Source organism: Streptomyces sp. NPDC093261, from assembly GCF_044753645.1.
Lineage (GTDB): Bacteria > Actinomycetota > Actinomycetes > Streptomycetales > Streptomycetaceae > Streptomyces.
Window position 1 is genome coordinate 351,212 of record NZ_JBIVNO010000003.1, and the last position, 16,755, is coordinate 367,966.

The following is a 16,755-nucleotide window of genomic DNA, read 5'->3' on the forward strand; positions in this document are numbered from 1 at the left end:
CCGGTGCCGCCCGCTCAGGCGAGCGTGTGCCCCGTCGCCGCGTCCACGTGCTCCGGCACCTCCTCGTGACGGTCGCCGACCGTCATCGTGCCGGTGGGTTCGAACAGCAGGATCGACGCTCCCGCCAGGCACCACGCCGGCTTGCCTGACTGACCGGGGAGCGGGGCGCCCGCGCGTGCCGGCTGATCGAGCGCGGGGAGGAGCGGCTGGACGTGGTGGCCGCGCGCAGCGGCCTCGGCACCGCCGCCAATCCGCGGGAGCGGCTGCGGCGCGAGACCGGACTCAGTCCGTCGGCGTACCGGCGGCGTTTCGGACCGGCCACCGGGGAAGCCCTCATCGTATGAGATTCCTCGTACGCGACCGGCTCCTCGGCATCGGTGACGACTACTGGATCGAGGACCAGCACGGCAACAAGGTGTTCCTGGTCGACGGCAAGGCGATGCGCCTACGGGACACGTTCGAGCTGAAGGACACGCAGGGGCGCGTCCTGATCGACATCCACCAGAAGATGTTCGCCCTGCGCGACACGATGATCATCGAGCGCGACGGCGAACCGCTGGCCAGGATCAGGCGCAAGCGGCTGTCCCTGCTGCGCAACCACTACCGCGTCTCGCTGGCGGACGGCACGGAACTCGACGTCAGCGGCAAGATCCTCGACCGCGAGTTCGCCATCGAGTACGAGGAGGAGCTGCTGGCGCAGATCTCCCGCCGCTGGCTGACCCTCCGGGAGACATACGGCGTCGACATCGTGCGCGAGGACGCGGATCCGGCGCTGCTGATCGCGGTGGCGGTATGCGTGATCCACCTGGCGGACAAGGAACGAGAGGAGCACTGAGCGCCACGGTGACGGCCCCTGCCCACGGCGCTTCGCGGTCCGGGGCCCCCATGGCCACCGCCCCGCGAGCCGCATGCTCTGCGCGGGCGGCTCGGTTCGGAGAACGGAGGCGGGAGGGCGAGCCTGGGGCCGGGAGCCCTTGAGCCAAAGCCGAAGCCCGGAAGCCGGGCCTGGGCCGCTAGCCGAAGCGCGGGCCTGGGCCCGTAGGCCGAAGCGCGGGGCCGGAGCATGCACGCCGAGCCCGGCGCCCGTAGACCAAGCCCGGAGCCGGCGCCCGAATGCCGAGCCCGAAACCCGAGCCCGAAGCCGGAAGCGCGCCCGGCGGCCTGCCCGTCGGGCGCAAGGACCGGCGGCCCGCCCCCGGGCGCAAGGCCCGCCGGGCGCGAAACCCGCCGGAGGCGCTGCGCGCCCGTCCGGGACCCGTCCGCTACTTGGTGACCGCGAACGCCAGCAGGATCGCTGCCGTGAGTTCCGGGTCGCCCTCCGCCTTGATGCGGTCCGCCACCACGTCCGCGGTGACGCGGCCACAGGCGAGGCGGACGTAGGTCTCCCAGTCCAGCGTGAGCGACACCGCCGGGCCCAGCGAGGGCGTGCCGTCGATCGTGCCGCGCCCCTCCGCGTCGACCCGCACCGTGCGCAGGAAGTCGACGGGGCCGTGGACGTCGAAGACGACCGCCGTGCCGGGAGGCGCCCCGGCGCCCTCGGCCACCACCTTCGGCAGCGCGGCCAGCAGCTCGTCCCGGGTGATGAGCGCGCCAGGCGAGTCCAGGTTCCCCGGGCGCCCCAGCGCCGTCCGCAGGTCCTGCTCATGCACCCACACGTCGAACGCGCGGTACCGCATGGCCTCCTCGAGGGTCTGCTCGCTGCCGAACGGGCCCCGCACCTTGGTGCCCGGGTCCCGCGACTCGTTCCGCAGCTGGCGGTTGCGGCGGATGACGGTGTACTCGAGCTCGGACGTCATCTCCGGCGCCGTGTGGTGACGGCGGACGTCGACCTGCATCTCCGTGTACCGCTGCTGCTCGTTCGTGACGTGGAAGAGGTCGCGCGGGAGCGTGTGGATCGGGCGGGGGTCGCCGAGCATCTCGCAGTCCATGCCGATGACATGGGAGACCACGTCCCGCACCGACCAGCCGGGGCAGGGCGTCCGCCGGTTCCACTCGCCTTCCACGAGCGGCTGCACCAGCTCGGATATCGCTTCGATCGAGTGGGTCCAGGCGTCGGCGTAGGGCTGGAGGGTGGGATGCAGACTCACGGAACGGGACCCCTCGGGCGGTCGGTGCACGGGCGGTTGACAGCTATGTCGACGGGAGGCGACTGTCGGCGGGTGTCTCGGAACGTTAAGTTACGCTGCTCTGAGGCACCCCGGCAGTGCTTTCGTGTGACGATCGTAGGCCTGAAAAGAACGCTCGAATGCCAGGACGGTGGTAGTGTGCGCGCCTCTCTGATCCAGATCCGGGTAGACGAGGACGAATCGGTCGAGTCGCGGCGGCGGCGAGCCGCCTCGCTGGTCCGGGAACAAGCCGGAGTCGATCTCGTGGTGCTGCCCGAGCTCTGGACCACCGGCGCGTTCGCCTACGAGGACTTCGGGACCGAGGCCGAACCGCTCGACGGGCCCACCCACGAGGCGATGGCGAAGGCGGCGAGCGACGCGGGCGTCTGGCTGCACGCCGGCTCGATCCCCGAACGCGACCCCGAGGGCCCCCTCTACAACACGTCTCTCATCTTCTCCCCCTCCGGTGAACTGGCCGCCGCCTACCGCAAGATCCACCGCTTCGGCTTCGACCAGGGCGAGGCCGTGCTGATGGGTGCGGGAAGCGAGCTGGTGACCGTGCGCCTGCCGGAGACGACCGTCGGCGTGGCCACCTGCTACGACCTCCGCTTCCCCGAGCTGTTCCGCTCACTCGTGGCCGCGGGGGCCGAGACGCTCGTGATCCCGGCGGGCTGGCCGGAGCGCCGCCGGTCCCACTGGACGCTGCTGGCCCAGGCGCGGGCGGTCGAGAACCAGGCGTACGTCCTTGCCTGTGGAACGGCCGGAACCCACGCGGGAGTTCCGCAGGCGGGTCACTCGATCGTGGTGGATCCGTGGGGCGAGGTCCTCGCCCAGGCCGGGGTCGAGGAGGAGATCCTCACGGTGGAGTTCGACCCGGGCAAGGTCGCGTCCACCCGGGAGCAGTTCCCGGCGCTGAAGGACCGGGTGCTGGGCCTGGACCGCCCACGGCACTGACGGCTCGGCCGTGCACCGACGGCTCGGCCGTGCGCGACGACCCGCCGTGCGCCGACGACTCCGCCCTGCCGGCCCTAGGCCGGCACGTGCACCGTCTCCACCCGGCTGGCCACCAGCCGCTCCTGCTCCCTGCGCACCGCCTTGCCGCGCAGCCGGAGGATCTGGCTCAGCCCCAGCGCCTGGAGCACGAACACGGCGGAGAACGCCACGGTGTAGTCGTCGCCGGTCGCGTCCAGCAGCACGCCGATCGCCAGCAGCGTCGTCATGGAGGCGATGAAACCGCCCATGTTGGTGATGCCGGAGCCAGTGCCCTGACGCTCCGGCGGGTTCGCCGGACGCGCGAAGTCGAAGCCGATCATCGACGCCGGGCCGCAGGCTCCGAGCACCACGCAGAGCGCGACCAGCAGCCACATCGGTGCGTGCGGGCCCGGGTAGAACAGCGTGGCCGCCCACAGCACCGCCGTCGCCCCGACCGTCCCGAGCGCCAGCGGCAGCCGGGCCGTGTGGTGCCGGGCCACGATCTGCCCGTAGACCAGGCCGACGACCATGTTCGACAGCACCACGAGCGTGAGCATCTCCCCGGCCGTCGCCCGCGACAGCCCCTGCGCCTGGACCAGGAACGGCAGGCCCCACAGCAGCAGGAACACCATCGCCGGGAACTGACTCGTGAAGTGGACCCACATACCGAGGCGGGTGCCGGGTTCCCGCCAGGACGCTGCGATCTGCCGTCGTATGTACGCCGCCCCGTGGTGCGGGAACGGCTCCGGCTCGTACCCCTCGGGGTGGTCCTCCAGGAAGAGCAGGAGCAGCACGAGGACGACGACACCGGCGAGCGCGCTGCCCCCGAACGCGGCCGTCCAGCCGATCCCGTGCAGCAGCCGGGCCAGCACGAGCGTCGAGACCAGGTTGCCCGCCATGCCCACCAGACCGGCGAGCTGTGCGACCAGCGGACCACGGCGGGCCGGGAACCAGCGGGTGCCGAGGCGCAGCACACTGATGAATGTCAGGGCGTCACCACAGCCGAGGAGCGCACGGGAGGCGAGCGCCGTGCCGTACGACGGGGAGAACGCGAACCCGACCTGGCCGGCCGTGAAGAGCACCACCCCCATGGTCAGCACCTTCTTGGTGCCGAGCCGGTCCACCAGCAGGCCGACGGGTATCTGCATGCCCGCGTACACGAGGAGCTGGAGGATCGAGAAGGTGGACAGGGCGGAGGCGTTCACATGGAAGCGGTCCGCGGCGTCGAGCCCGGCCACCCCCAGGGATGTGCGGAAGATCACAGCGACGAAGTAGACCGCGACGCCGATGGTCCACACCGCGACGGCGCGACGGCCACCCGGCGGGTCTCCGGGCAGGGAGACCGAACGGGGGTTCAGGGAACGGGAACTCATCGCACCTCACCCCGCGCCAGGTGGGAGAACCAGCTGACGTGCCGGTGGACGACGTCGACGGCCGCCTCGGCGTCGCCGGACCGCAGGGCCTCGAGGATCTCCTCGTGCTCGGTGAGCGTCTTGGCGATCCGGTCGGGGTGCGAGTGCATGACCGCGACGCCCATCCGCAACTGGCGGTCGCGGAGCTGGTCGTAGAGGCGGGAGAGGATCTCGTTGCCGCCGCTGCGCACGATCTCGGCGTGGAAGGTGCGGTCGGTGACCGCCGCACCGGCCAGGTCCCCGGCGGCGGCCTGCTCCTTCTGGCGTGCGAGCAGTTCCTCCAGGCGGCGGATCAGCCCGGGCGGGGCGGGCACGGCCTTGCGGGCCGCGTGCTCCTCGACGAGCTGACGCGTCTCCACCACATCCGCGATCTCCTGCGCGGAGACGGGCAGGACCAAGGCCCCCTTCTTCGGGTAGAGCCTGATCAGCCCCTCGACCTCCAGCCGGAGCAGCGCCTCACGCACCGGCGTTCGCGAGACTCCCACCTCCTCGGCCAGCTCTCCCTCGGTGAGCAGCGTCCCGCCCTCGTAACGGCGCTCCAGGACACCCCGTTTGACGTGGGCGTACACGCGGTCGGCGGCGGGCGGCTGCCTGGCGGGCGGCTTCTCGGGAGCGGGGGCGGCGGACGGCGCTGAAGGCATGCGCACATCATAGATACAACAGGTACGCAAGCCGATGCGCGTCCACGATATGGACCGTCCAGGCCGCTCCCGACCTCTCTCCATATTCGTCTCGGCAACCGCACATCCTTTTGTGCTAGTTACGAGTCTCACCAGAAAGCGGCCGTGCCATCTGGCCGCTCTCCAGGGGCATTTGGATGCACACCGTGCATGAGAGACGCAATCGGAGCGTTCAACTTGATTACCGGCATTAAGGGCGCGCGAGTTCGCAGAGCAGCCGCGGCCGTGTTCACCACCGGCGCCGTTCTCACCGCTGCCGCCCTCACCGCGGCACCCGCGCAGGCCGTCACAACGCCCACGATCACCGCCAAGGGCGGGTTCGTGATGAACAACGGCACCGGCAAGAGCCTGTTCACCAAGGCCGCCGACACGAAGCTGTCCACCGGCTCCACGACCAAGATCATGACCGCCAAGGTGGTGCTGTCCCAGTCGAACCTGAATCTGGACTCCAAGGTCACGATCCAGAAGGCCTACAGCGACTACGTTGTCGCCAACAACGCCTCGCAGGCCCATCTGATCGTCGGCGACAAGGTCACCGTCCGTCAGCTGCTGTACGGGCTGATGCTGCCCTCCGGCTGTGACGCGGCCTACGCGCTGGCGGACAAGTACGGTTCCGGCTCGACGCGCGCCGCGCGCGTGAAGTCGTTCATCGGCAAGATGAACACCACCGCCCGGAGCCTCGGTCTGACGAACACTCACTTCGACTCGTTCGACGGCATCGGCAACGGCGACAACTACTCGACGCCGCGCGACCTGACGAAGCTCGCGAGCAACGCGATGAAGAACTCCACCTTCCGCTCGGTCGTCGACACCAAGTCGACGAAGCAGAAGGTCACCACCCAGAGCGGCGGCTACCGCTACTACAACTGGGCCAACACCAACCCGCTGCTCGGCACCTACAGCGGCGCCATCGGCGTGAAGACGGGCTCGGGCCCGGAGGCCAAGTACTGCCTGGTCTTCGCCGCGACCCGCAGTGGCAAGACGATCATCGGTACGGTCCTGGCGTCGACGTCCGTCGACAACCGTACGGCCGACGCGAAGAAGCTGCTGAACTACGGCTTCGCCGTCTGATCCTCGCGCACCACGGCAGAAGGGGCCGACCGCGGAGATGCGGTCGGCCCCTTCGTCGTGATCTGCCCCCGGGCGCTAGCCCCAGGTGATCAGCCGCTTCGGCTGCTCCAGGATGGCCGCCACGTCCGCGAGGACCTTCGAGCCCAGCTCGCCGTCCACCAGGCGGTGGTCGAAGCTGAGCGCGAGGGTCGTGACCTGGCGGGGCTTGACCTTGCCCTTGTGGACCCAGGGCTGGAGCCTGATCGCGCCGACCGCGAGGATCGCCGACTCGCCGGGGTTGAGGATCGGCGTGCCCGTGTCGACACCGAACACCCCGACGTTCGTGATGGTGACCGTGCCGCCCTGCATCGCCGCCGGCGACGTCTTGCCCTCGCGGGCCGTGGCCACCAGCTCGCCCAGCGCCTCCGCGAGCCGCGGAAGTGTCTTGTCCTGCGCGTCCTTGATGTTCGGCACGATCAGACCGCGCGGGGTGGCCGCCGCGATCCCGAGGTTCACATAGTGCTTGCGGACGATCTCCTGGTTGGCCTCGTCCCAGGAAGCGTTGATGTCGGGGTTCCGCTTGATCGCGACCAGGAGGGCCTTGGCGATCAGCAGCAGCGGGTTGACGCGCAGGCCCTGGAGGTCCTTGTCCTGCTTCAGCTCCTCGACCAGCTTCATCGTGCGCGTCACGTCCACCGTGACGAACTCCGTGACGTGCGGCGCGGTGAACGCGGAGCCGACCATCGCCTGCGCGGTGGCCTTGCGGACGCCCTTGACGGGGATACGGGTCTCCCGCGCCACGTCGTAGGTCACCACGGACGCCGGAGCGGCCGGACGCTCCACCGCCGGAGCGGGGACCGCCTCGGCGGGCGCCGCAGGCGCGGGGGCCGCGGCCGCGTGCACGTCCTCGCGGGTGATGATCCCGTCCGGACCGGAGGGGACGACCGTCGCGAGGTCGACGCCCAGGTCCTTGGCGAGCTTGCGCACCGGCGGCTTCGCCAGCGGGCGGGCGCTCCCGCCGTGTCCGTTCAGCTCGCCCTGGAGTGCCGTGGCCGCCTGACGGGTGTCCTCGGCGGCGGCCACGGCCGCCTTGCGGGGGCGGCGCCTGGTGGAGGACTCGGCGACGCCGTAGCCGACGAGGACCGGCTTGCGGCCCTCCTGCTTGGGCTCCTCCGCCGCGGGCACGGGCTCCTCGGCCGCGGGCTTCGGTACCGACGCCTGCTCGGCCGGCGCCGGTGCGGCGGGGGCGCCCCCGGCCGTCTCGACCGTGATGATCGGCGTGCCGACGTCCACCGTGGTGCCCTCGGGGAAGCGCAGTTCCCGGACCACCCCGTCGTACGGGATGGGCAGCTCCACGGCGGCCTTGGCGGTCTCCACCTCGCAGACGACCTGCCCGTCGGTGACCGTGTCCCCGGGCTGGACGTACCACTTGAGGATCTCTGCCTCGGTGAGGCCCTCGCCCACGTCGGGCATCTTGAACTCGCGCACGGACGCGTCAGTCATCGTCGTCACGACCCTCTCCTCAGTACGCCAGGACGCGGTCGACGGCATCCAGCACCCGGTCCAGGCCCGGCAGGTACTCCTCCTCCACCCGCGCCGGCGGATACGGGGCGTGATAGCCACCGACCCGCAGCACGGGCGCCTCCAGGTGGTAGAAGCACCGCTCCGTGATCCGGGCGGCGATCTCCGCGCCCGAACCGAAGAACACGGGTGCCTCGTGCACCACCACCAGGCGGCGGGTCCTCTCCACCGACGCCTGCAGGGAGTCGAAGTCCAGCGGCGAGACCGAGCGCAGGTCCAGCACCTCCAGTGACCGGCCCTCCTCCTGGGCGGCCACGGCGGCCTCCTGGCACACCTTCACCATCGGGCCGTAGGCGGCCAGCGTGACATCCGTGCCCTCACGCACCACCCGCGCCTTGTGCAGGGGGTAGGGGATCGCCTCGGGGTCCACCTCGGACTTGTCCCAGTAGCGCCGCTTCGGCTCGAAGAAGATCACCGGGTCGTCGCTCTGGATGGCCTGCTGCATCATCCAGTACGCGTCCGACGCGTTCGACGGAGAGACGATCTTCAGGCCGGCCACGTGCGCGAACAGCGCCTCGGGGGACTCGCTGTGGTGCTCGACCGCACCGATGCCGCCGCCGTAGGGGATGCGGACGACGACCGGAAGCTTGACCTTGCCCAGCGAGCGGGCGTGCATCTTCGCCAGTTGGGTGACGATCTGGTCGTACGCCGGGAAGACGAAGCCGTCGAACTGGATCTCCACCACCGGGCGGTATCCGCGCAGGGCCAGGCCGATCGCCGTGCCGACGATGCCCGACTCGGCGAGCGGGGTGTCGATCACCCGCTCCTCACCGAAGTCCTTCTGCAGACCGTCGGTGACACGGAAGACACCGCCGAGCTTGCCGACGTCCTCGCCCATCACCAGGACCTTGGGGTCCGACTCCAGAGCCTTGCGCAGCGACTCGTTGATCGCCTTGGCGAGTGCCATCTTCTCGGCCATGTCACTTGCCCCCTTCAGCGTCCGCGAACGACGCCTGGTAGGCGGCGAACTGGGCCCGCTCCTCGTCGACGAGCGCATGCCCGTCCGCGTACACGTTCTCGAAGATGGCGAAGTGGTCCGGGTCCGGCATGGCACGGACCGCTTCGCGTACCCGCCTTCCCAACGCTTCGCTCTCCGCCTCGAGTTCCGCGAAGAATCCCTCGTCCGCGTGGTTTGAGGCGAGGAGGTAGGCGCGCAGGCGGGCGATCGGGTCCTTCGCCTCCCAGGCGGCCCGCTCGTCGTCGTGGCGGTAGCGGGTCGGGTCGTCGGAGGTCGTGTGCGCGCCCATGCGGTACGTGAACGCCTCGACCAGGGTCGGGCCCTCGCCGTTGCGCGCCCGCTCCAGCGCCCACTTCGTGACCGCGAGGCAGGCCAGCACGTCGTTGCCGTCCACGCGCACGCCCGGGAAGCCGAAGCCCTGCGCCCGCTGGTAGAGCGGCACACGGGTCTGCTTCTCGGTCGGCTCGGAGATCGCCCACTGGTTGTTCTGGCAGAAGAACACCACCGGCGCGTTGTAGACCGCCGCGAACGTGAACGACTCCGCGACATCGCCCTGGCTGGAGGCACCGTCACCGAAGTACGCGATCACGGCCGAGTCCGCCCCGTCCTTGGCGACGCCCATGGCGTAGCCCGTGGCGTGCAGCGTCTGCGAGCCGATGACGATCGTGTAGAGGTGGAAGTTGTTGCTGTTGGGGTCCCAGCCGCCGTTGTTCACACCGCGGAACATGCCGAGCAGGTTGGTGGGGTCGACCCCGCGGCACCAGGCCACGCCGTGCTCACGGTAGGTCGGGAAGACGTAGTCGTCCTCGCGGGTGGCCCGTCCCGAACCGATCTGGGCGGCCTCCTGGCCGAGCAGCGAGGCCCACAGGCCCAGCTCACCCTGGCGCTGCAGGGAGGTGGCCTCCGCGTCGAAGCGCCGGGTCAGCACCATGTCCCGGTAGAGGCCGCGCAACTGCTCGGGCGTGATGCCCTCGACGTACCGGTCGTACTCCGGGTTCTCGACGCGCTCGCCCTCGGGCGTCAGCAACTGGACGAGATCCGCCTCGGTGCCCTTCCTGGGCGTGGTGCGCTTGGTGCCGGTGGCGCCGGCCTTGCTTCCGGCGCTGCGTCGCGGCTTGCGCGCGGCAGTGCTCTCCACGGTCACGTGTGCTCCTCCGTCGATCCGGCCCCCGGGTTCGCCGGGTGCCTGGGGGTCCCGCCGGCCCGCTTGGGGCCGGTGAGAGCGGCTCGCCTGCAGCGCACGGACGCACGGGGTGGGTGCGACTCGTTCGAAACAGACGTGACAGGTGCCCCGGCGAGCGCCCTGCAAAGGGCACGTTACCCAGTGCGCCACATTTCTGTGAAACCCCTCCTGACCTGGGATTTTGCTTGGATATCCAAGTAAATCGAGTAAGTCGGGCACAGATGCTGGTCACAGCCTTGCAGGGGGCCGGAACAACGGCACGTTATCCCGCTCACCTGGAGCACGGGAAGACATCTTCTGGGGGTGGTGCCAGTGTCACCGGACGGAGACGCCCGCTCGCGGGGCTCGCGTCCCGGTCCTGACCGGGCTGGGCGCTCTTCTCCGGGGGTACGCCGCCGGGGAGCATGCCCGACCGGGCCCCGCCCGGCCGGGGCCGCCGCCCCCTCCGTCGCGGTCACGGTCCGGGCATGCGCACACGCGCGTGAAGCCCGTTACGGGCACACGCGCGCCTGAAGCCCATTACGAGCACACGCGCGCGTGGAGCCCGTTTCCGGGTCCCACGCGCGCGTGGCTGCCGTTTTCGCGGGACGGCCCCCGATGCGTCGTCCCGCCGGGCCCCGTCAGGCCCTGGAGGGAGGCCCCGTCAGGCCCTGTAAGGCGCTGAGGGCTCCGTCAGGGCAACTGCGGATCGCCGGCGCCCGTGGTGTCCCCGCCGCCGCCCGACGCCGTCGGGTTCGAGGTGTCGCTGCCGCCGTCCGTGGGCGTGCCCGTCTGGCCGTCCGAGGGCGCCGACTCGGTGGGCTGGCCGCTCGGCTGGTCCGGCGTCGTCGACGGCTGCGCCGGCGGCTGCTCGCTGTAGCTCCGCGACGGCGTGTACGAGGGGGTGTAGTCCGAGCCGCTGCCCGTGCCCGAGCTGTCGTTGGTGGACTGGTCGGTCGCCTCGTCCGTCGGCGTCTGCTGGGACCGCTTGTCGTCCTTGCTCGTCGTCACGGCCGGCGACCGCGTGTTGCTCGTCCCGGCACCGCCGCCGCCCGTGTTGTTCAGCGCCAGCGCGACGCCCGCGGCGATGGCGACGATCGCGAGGACCGCGAGGATCCACAGTTTGCCGCGTCCGCTGCCCCGGTTGCCGTGCCCCTCGAAGCCGCCGTCGTCCCCGGAGCCGTAGCCCGCGGGAAGGACGGGCTGCGGAATCTGCGTGGTGCCGGACTCACCCGGGTGCGGCATCACGGTCGTGCCGGCGAAGCCTCCCGCGGGGGTGTGCCGGCCCTCGTGCATCTCGACCGGGCCGGTGTTCCAGGTGCCGGTGTGGCCGCCCTGGTCATACAGCATCTGCAGGGCGTACTGGGCCAGACCGCGCATCTCCTCCGCGGTCTGGAAGCGGTCGTCCGGCTCCTTCGCCAGGGAGCGCATCACGAGCCCGTCCAGCTCCGGCGGCGCGGCGCCCTGCGAGACCTGGGACGGAGGCACCGGGATGTCCTGAACGTGCTGGTACACCACGGACAGCGGGGTCTCGCCGACGAACGGGGGCCGCAGCGCGAGCAGTTCGTACAGCAGACAGCCTGTCGCGTACAGGTCCGAGCGATGGTCGACGGCCTTGCCGAGCGCCTGCTCCGGGGAGAGGTACTGCGGCGTGCCCATGACCATGCCGGTCTGCGTCATCGTCGTGGACGCCCCGTGCAGGGCGCGCGCGATGCCGAAGTCCATCACCTTCACGGCGCCGTTGTTCGTGATGATGACGTTCGCCGGCTTGATGTCGCGGTGCACGATGCCGTGCTGGTGCGAGTAGGCGAGCGCCTCCAGCACACCCGAGACGATGATCAGGGCCTGCTCCGGCCCGGGCGCCTCCGCGTTGAGCAGCAGCTCGCGGATCGTACGGCCCTCGACCAGCTCCATCACGATGTACGGCACCGCCTGGCCGCCCACCTGGTCCTCGCCCGAGTCGTACACGGCGACGATCGCGTGGTGGTTGAGGCCGGCCACCGACTGGGCCTCGCGCGTGAAGCGGGCCTTGGAGACCGGGTCCTCGGCCAGGTCGGAACGGAGCAGCTTGACCGCGACCGTCCGCCCGAGGCGTACGTCCTCGGCCGCGAACACCTCGGCCATGCCGCCCCGGCCGAGTCTGCGGGTCAGCCGGTACCGGCCGTCCCCGACAAGCCCGCCGTTGCCCCAGTTCTCCGGCGCGTCTGACATCCCGCCGCCAGTCGCCTCGGGGTCGGACGGGCCCTGGGCGCGCTGCGTCTGTGCCATCAGTCCTCGCCGTCGTTTCTGCCCGCGGTCTGCGCGGTGGTTGTTACGGTCTCCGACGGGCCACGCTACAGGCTCCGCGCAAGACGCCGGTCCGAGATGCCTTCGAGACGGACCGGTCATCAAACCCTGTGGCCCGTCCCATGTGCAAATTCCGTCCACAGGCCGTACGACCCCGGTCACGCTTCCGCAATGCTCCTTGAGCGTACGGTCACGAACGGGCACCGCACCGGGCATGTCCGCGACCTGGGACAGAACATGGCCGGAAGAGGCCCGTCGATCACGGAGCAACCGCTTGCCAGCAGCGAGCGTCCGCAGGTCGATCACGGACGGCGGGGGCATCGCGAGCCGTTGCCGGGGCGGCCAATGCGGGACGCGGAACGTGAGCCGAGCAGGAGGCGCGCGTGGCGTTCCCTCGTCGGCGGCCGGCGACAGCCACGGGTCCCGCCCGACGGAGGCGGCAGGGCTTGGGTACGTCTCCTACCGGACGCGCCGCTGGACTGCCAGGTCGCGATCAGGACACTTCACACCGAGCCGAGTCGCGAACGGGCCGGCCGGGCGCGGTTCCGCCGCGAGGCGCCGTCCGTGGCGAAACTCACCCGCGCGAACACCGTCTCCGCCCTCGGCGCGGATGAGCGCGATCTCGGCGGGAGTCCCGACAACGCGGACCCGCATACCGGCCGGGTGTTCGGCGCTGACCGGCCGGGTGTTCGGCGCTGACCGGCCGGTCGCGGTGTTACGCCGCCGCTCCCCCGCACAGCGGAAGGGCCCGGCACCGTCGGGGTGCCGGGCCCTTGTCATGACCGGGGCCACAGGATCGCGGGGCCGGGCTCAGCCGGCTCGCACGGCCGGATCACAGATACGGGCCGCCCGCGCGACCGCCCGCGCGGCGTTCCTCCTCGCCCTCGGGGGAGCCGACGCCCGGCGGGAGGGCGCGACGCATCTGCTCCAGTTGGGCCCGCGCCGCCATCTGCTGGGCGAACAGCGTGGTCTGGATCCCGTGGAACAGGCCCTCCAGCCAGCCCACCAACTGCGCCTGCGCGATCCGCAGTTCCGCGTCGCTGGGGAGCACCTCGTCCGTGAAGGGCAGGGAGAGCCGCTCGAGCTCCTCGACGAGTTCCGGAGCAAGGCCGTCCTCCAGCTCCTTCACCGAGCTGGCGTGGATCTCCTTCAGGCGCTGCCGGCTCGCCTCGTCCAGAGGAGCGGCGCGCACCTCCTCCAGCAACTGCTTGATCATGCTGCCGATGCGCATGACCTTCGCCGGCTGCTCCACCTGTTCCGTCACCGGGATCTCGCGGGAGTCTTCGTCTGCGGTGCCGCCGAGAGCCATTCCGTCCTGGCCCACGACCAGGATCTTCTGGGGGTTCTCCGACGACCTGTCGTTCCTCGGCATCTCCATGCGGCCATTCTCTCGCACCCGTACACGACATCAGCCATGTGCCCTCCGTGAAGGGTGATCCACCCTGCCGACGCCCCCCGGAGATGCGTCAGCCGGATCCGTCGGGGGGCCCGCGGCCGCCGCCCCGGCCAGGCGCTGCAGCCTGACCTCACAGTGTTCGAGCCAGAGGAGCTGGGCCTCGGTGTGCAGGACCATCTGGTCCAGGACCAGTAGCCGGGTGACCTCGTCCCGGTGGGAGGGCAGCTCGGAGAGGGCCGCGGAGCGCTGCCGAGCACACTCCCGCAGAAACTCCCTCAGATGCCGGCGCTGGGCCTCGATGACGGCCCGTACATCGACGTCGGGCACGCCCACGGCCATCACCAGCTTGATCGTCAGCTCGTCGCGCGTCCCCTCCCCGTGCTCCACCGGGCGGGCGTACCAGTCGCGCAGCTCGGCGCGGCCCGCTTCGGTGAGCGTGTAGCGCACGCGCGGCTCCTCGTCCCGTCGTCGCTCCCGCACCACCAGCCCGTCCCCCTCCAGGCCTGCCAGGACCGTGCGGACCTGCGCGGGGTCCGGCGCCCACAGCGCCCCGGTCCGTGCCTCGAGCTCGGCGCGCAGCCGGGCACCGCTCCGGGGGCCTCGTGCCAGCAGCGCCAGCAGGCCGTGGCGTATCGACATGCCGTATCTGTAGCCCCTGGGACGGGGGAGTGCCAGCCGGGGCGATCGCCGGACGGCGGGGCGGGCGGTCGAGATGCCGGACCCGAGGGTCCGTGTGACGCTGAATCCGTTGATCTTGCCCTCCGAGCACGGGAGGGGGTCACGCGCGTGACTCCATGGCTGCGTACGCCGTCCACGTTCCGCACGCTCAGCGCCGCCGTTCTGCCGCCGGTCCTGACCACGACCGCCGTCCTCGGCGCGTACGGGATAGCCGCCGCGTACGGCATACCGCCCAGGCCCGGGATACGACCCGCATCCGACGGCCGTACCGCCTCGTACTCCTTTCAGTCCACAGCGCGGCCACTTGTCGGACCCGGTGTCCGGTCCATGGCGCGGCCACTTGCCGAGCCCGGTGTCCGGCCCATAGCGCGGCCCCTTGCCGAGCCCGGCGTCCGGCCGCTGCCGGGGCCCCTCGCCGAGCACGTGGCGCGGCCCTCGGCCGAGTCCACCCTCCGGCCCCCATCGTCCCCCATATCCGGCGGCCCGCCCGCACTCGCCCTCCGCGTCCCGACCACAGCCGCCTGGCAGCCGGGCCTCCCCCCGACCGCCCTCCGCTCCGCCCGTCCCTCCCTGACGCCGCCCGCCACGCCCTCGCACGGCCCCGGGCACCCGACGTCCATGACCCCCGGCCACCTGACCACGCCGGGCGCAAGGACGACCACGGCCTCCCCCGGAACCGCCGCAGTGGGCCCCAGGCCGTCGGTCGCGCCCGCCCGGACAGCCGCGCCGGCCCGCCCGATGTCCGCGGCGCCCGCTCACCCGGCCGGCCCAGGGACCAACCGCCCCTTCCGCCCCGGTCGAGCGCCCGCTGCCGGGCACCCCGCCGCCCCCCTCTCGCTCTCGGTCCCCTCGTCCTCTCCCTCGCGACCCTCGACCGGGCCCTCCCGGGCCGGCAGCTTGGCCGGTGAGGGGCGGATACGGCCCGGGAGGCCTGACACGGCCGAGCCGGAGGAGGACGAAAGCGAGGGCGAGGACCCCGCGTACACGGACCCCGCCGAGAGGGAATCGGCGGAGGAGGACGCCACGACATCGACGGAGTCCGACACCGAGGACCCGAGCGCCGACGCGGAAGCGTCCCTCGGCGCCGCCGTCGACCCCCCGGGAACCTTGCCCGTCCCCTCCGAGGCCTCGGCTCGGGCCTCCGCTGTGCCCCCCGGGCAGGCCGGCGCCTCCCGACCGGTGGTCGAGGTCCTGCCCCTCGGCAGCGGCCTGATGCTCATCGGCCTCGGCCTGGCACTCGCGCTCCTCGGCCTGCGCCTGCGCCGGGAGTGACCCGGCCGAACCCCGCCTGTGCCGGGGTGACCCGGCCGTACCCCGCCTGTGCCGGGGTGACCCGGCCGTACCCCGCCTGTGTCGGGAGGCCCTCCCCTTCGCGTCTCGCCCGCGCCGGACCTGCAGCCGCTCAGGGCTTGACCAGCAGCACCTTTCCGATGTGGCCGCTCTCGTCCAGCAACCGGTGAGCCGTGGCCGCGTCGCTCATCGGGACCTCGCGGTCGATGACCGGGCGCACACGGCCGGAGGAGATCAGCGGCCAGACGTGTTCCCGTACCGCTGCCACGATCGCCGCCTTCTCTTCGAGCGGGCGCGCCCGGAGCGACGTCGCGGTGATCGCCGCCTGCTTCCGCAGCAGCGCGTTGATGTTCAGTTCGCCCTGCACACCGCCCTGCATACCGATGATCGCCAGCCTGCCGTTCAGCGCGAGCGCCTGGACATTGCGGTTCAGGTACTTCGCGCCCATGTTGTCAAGGATGACGTCCGCACCCGCCCCGGCCGTGGCCTGCCGGACCTCCTCCACGAAGTCCTGCACGCGGTAGTTGATCAGCACGTCCGCGCCCAGTTCGGCGCAGTAGTCCAGCTTCTTCTTGGTGCCCGCCGTGACCGCCACCTTCGCGCCCACCGCCTTGGCCAGCTGGATCGCCATCGTGCCGATCCCGCTGGAGCCGCCGTGCACAAGCAGCGTCTCGCCCGGACGGAGATGGGCGACCATGAACACATTGGACCAAACCGTGCAGGTCACCTCCGGCAGCGCGGCCGCCTGGCGCAGATCGAGCCCGTCCGGCACGGGCAGCAGCTGTCCGGCCGGGACCGCGACCTTCTCGGCATAGCCGCCACCCGCGAGCAGCGCGCACACCTCGTCGCCGACGGCCCACCCGGAGACACCGGGACCAAGGGCGGCGACCCGGCCGGAACACTCGAGTCCGGGGTACGGGGACGCACCGGGCGGCGGGTTGTAGAGACCCTGGCGCTGGAGGAGGTCGGCGCGGTTGACGGCGCTGGCCGTCACCTCGACCAGCACTTCACCCTCGGCAGGTACAGGGTCGGGGACCTCGGCCCACACCAGCGCCTCGGGCCCACCGGGTTCAGGAATCGTGATCGCGTACATGAGAGGGACGCTACTCCTGGCGGTGGGCCGTTCCGCCCCGCGGTTCCCGGTGGCGGATCAGAGATGCCTCAGGGGGGCAGAGGTGCGCCCCG

Annotated in this window: 14 protein-coding genes and 2 pseudogenes; 5 read left to right on the top strand and 11 right to left on the bottom strand. The window is 71.4% G+C overall.

The features are described 5' to 3' along the window. Positions 1–14 precede the first annotated feature (14 nt). Positions 15–125, bottom strand: a pseudogene (locus tag ACIP94_RS10685) (cupin); the annotation flags it as partial. A 24-nt stretch (positions 126–149) separates the two neighbouring features. Between ACIP94_RS10685 and ACIP94_RS10690 the strand changes: the two are divergent. Continuing rightward, positions 150–344, top strand: a pseudogene (locus ACIP94_RS10690) (AraC family transcriptional regulator); the annotation flags it as partial. Continuing rightward, positions 341–835 carry an LURP-one-related/scramblase family protein gene (locus ACIP94_RS10695; protein ID WP_402422531.1) on the top strand — a complete coding sequence of 165 codons (495 nt, stop codon included), beginning with the start codon at positions 341–343 and terminating at the stop codon, positions 833–835. The pseudogene ACIP94_RS10690 and the gene ACIP94_RS10695, both read left to right, overlap by 4 nt. Before the next feature lie 427 nt (positions 836–1,262). On the opposite strand, the gene ACIP94_RS10700 is transcribed toward ACIP94_RS10695, so the two are convergent. Beyond that, positions 1,263–2,087 carry a maleylpyruvate isomerase family mycothiol-dependent enzyme gene (locus ACIP94_RS10700; RefSeq protein ID WP_402422534.1) on the bottom strand — a complete coding sequence of 275 codons (825 nt, stop codon included), beginning with the start codon at positions 2,085–2,087 and terminating at the stop codon, positions 1,263–1,265. A gap of 177 nt (positions 2,088–2,264) precedes the next feature. Here ACIP94_RS10700 and ACIP94_RS10705 point away from each other — a divergent pair, with 177 nt between their 5' ends. Then, complete coding sequence (locus ACIP94_RS10705) at positions 2,265–3,059, top strand: carbon-nitrogen family hydrolase (protein WP_402422537.1); 795 nt, start codon at positions 2,265–2,267, stop codon at positions 3,057–3,059. Positions 3,060–3,133: 74 nt separating this feature from the next. Here the strand turns inward: ACIP94_RS10705 and ACIP94_RS10710 are convergent, their stop codons facing one another. Further along, the gene (locus ACIP94_RS10710; protein WP_402422540.1) at positions 3,134–4,450 is read right to left on the bottom strand and encodes a nitrate/nitrite transporter; all 1,317 of its coding nucleotides are present in this window, start codon (positions 4,448–4,450) and stop codon (positions 3,134–3,136) included. Further along, positions 4,447–5,130, bottom strand: a complete 684-nt coding sequence (locus ACIP94_RS10715) for a GntR family transcriptional regulator (protein WP_402422542.1) — start codon at positions 5,128–5,130, stop codon at positions 4,447–4,449. Before ACIP94_RS10715 ends, ACIP94_RS10710 begins: the two co-directional genes overlap by 4 nt. 189 nt (positions 5,131–5,319) lie before the next feature. On the opposite strand from ACIP94_RS10715, the gene ACIP94_RS10720 reads away from it, so the two are divergent. After that, positions 5,320–6,240 (top strand): D-alanyl-D-alanine carboxypeptidase family protein, encoded by a 921-nt coding sequence (locus tag ACIP94_RS10720; RefSeq protein WP_402422545.1) that lies wholly within the window; start codon positions 5,320–5,322, stop codon positions 6,238–6,240. Between the two features lie 75 nt (positions 6,241–6,315). On the opposite strand, the gene ACIP94_RS10725 is transcribed toward ACIP94_RS10720, so the two are convergent. The 6 genes from ACIP94_RS10725 to ACIP94_RS10750 all read right to left on the bottom strand — a co-directional run bounded on the left by ACIP94_RS10725 (position 6,316) and on the right by ACIP94_RS10750 (position 14,241). Then, the gene (locus ACIP94_RS10725; protein WP_402422548.1) at positions 6,316–7,731 is read right to left on the bottom strand and encodes a dihydrolipoamide acetyltransferase family protein; all 1,416 of its coding nucleotides are present in this window, start codon (positions 7,729–7,731) and stop codon (positions 6,316–6,318) included. A gap of 10 nt (positions 7,732–7,741) precedes the next feature. Further along, on the bottom strand, positions 7,742–8,719 hold the full coding sequence (locus ACIP94_RS10730) for an alpha-ketoacid dehydrogenase subunit beta (protein ID WP_402422551.1): 978 nt from the start codon (positions 8,717–8,719) through the stop codon (positions 7,742–7,744). Between the two features lies 1 nt (position 8,720). After that, positions 8,721–9,902, bottom strand: coding sequence for a pyruvate dehydrogenase (acetyl-transferring) E1 component subunit alpha (gene pdhA, locus ACIP94_RS10735; RefSeq protein ID WP_402422554.1), 1,182 nt, complete (start codon positions 9,900–9,902; stop codon positions 8,721–8,723). Positions 9,903–10,613: 711 nt separating this feature from the next. Further along, positions 10,614–12,188 carry a protein kinase gene (locus ACIP94_RS10740; protein ID WP_402422557.1) on the bottom strand — a complete coding sequence of 525 codons (1,575 nt, stop codon included), beginning with the start codon at positions 12,186–12,188 and terminating at the stop codon, positions 10,614–10,616. A gap of 850 nt (positions 12,189–13,038) precedes the next feature. After that, entirely contained in the window at positions 13,039–13,584 is a 546-nt protein-coding gene (locus ACIP94_RS10745; RefSeq protein WP_402422560.1) for a bacterial proteasome activator family protein, read from the bottom strand. 30 nt (positions 13,585–13,614) lie between these two features. Continuing rightward, positions 13,615–14,241 carry a PadR family transcriptional regulator gene (locus ACIP94_RS10750; RefSeq protein ID WP_402422563.1) on the bottom strand — a complete coding sequence of 209 codons (627 nt, stop codon included), beginning with the start codon at positions 14,239–14,241 and terminating at the stop codon, positions 13,615–13,617. Positions 14,242–15,177: 936 nt separating this feature from the next. On the opposite strand from ACIP94_RS10750, the gene ACIP94_RS10755 reads away from it, so the two are divergent. After that, positions 15,178–15,552, top strand: coding sequence for a hypothetical protein (locus ACIP94_RS10755; RefSeq protein WP_402422566.1), 375 nt, complete (start codon positions 15,178–15,180; stop codon positions 15,550–15,552). A gap of 130 nt (positions 15,553–15,682) precedes the next feature. Here the strand turns inward: ACIP94_RS10755 and ACIP94_RS10760 are convergent, their stop codons facing one another. Further along, a complete protein-coding gene (locus ACIP94_RS10760) occupies positions 15,683–16,663 on the bottom strand; it encodes an NAD(P)H-quinone oxidoreductase (protein WP_402422568.1) in 981 nt (326 codons plus the stop codon). Positions 16,664–16,755 lie beyond the last annotated feature (92 nt).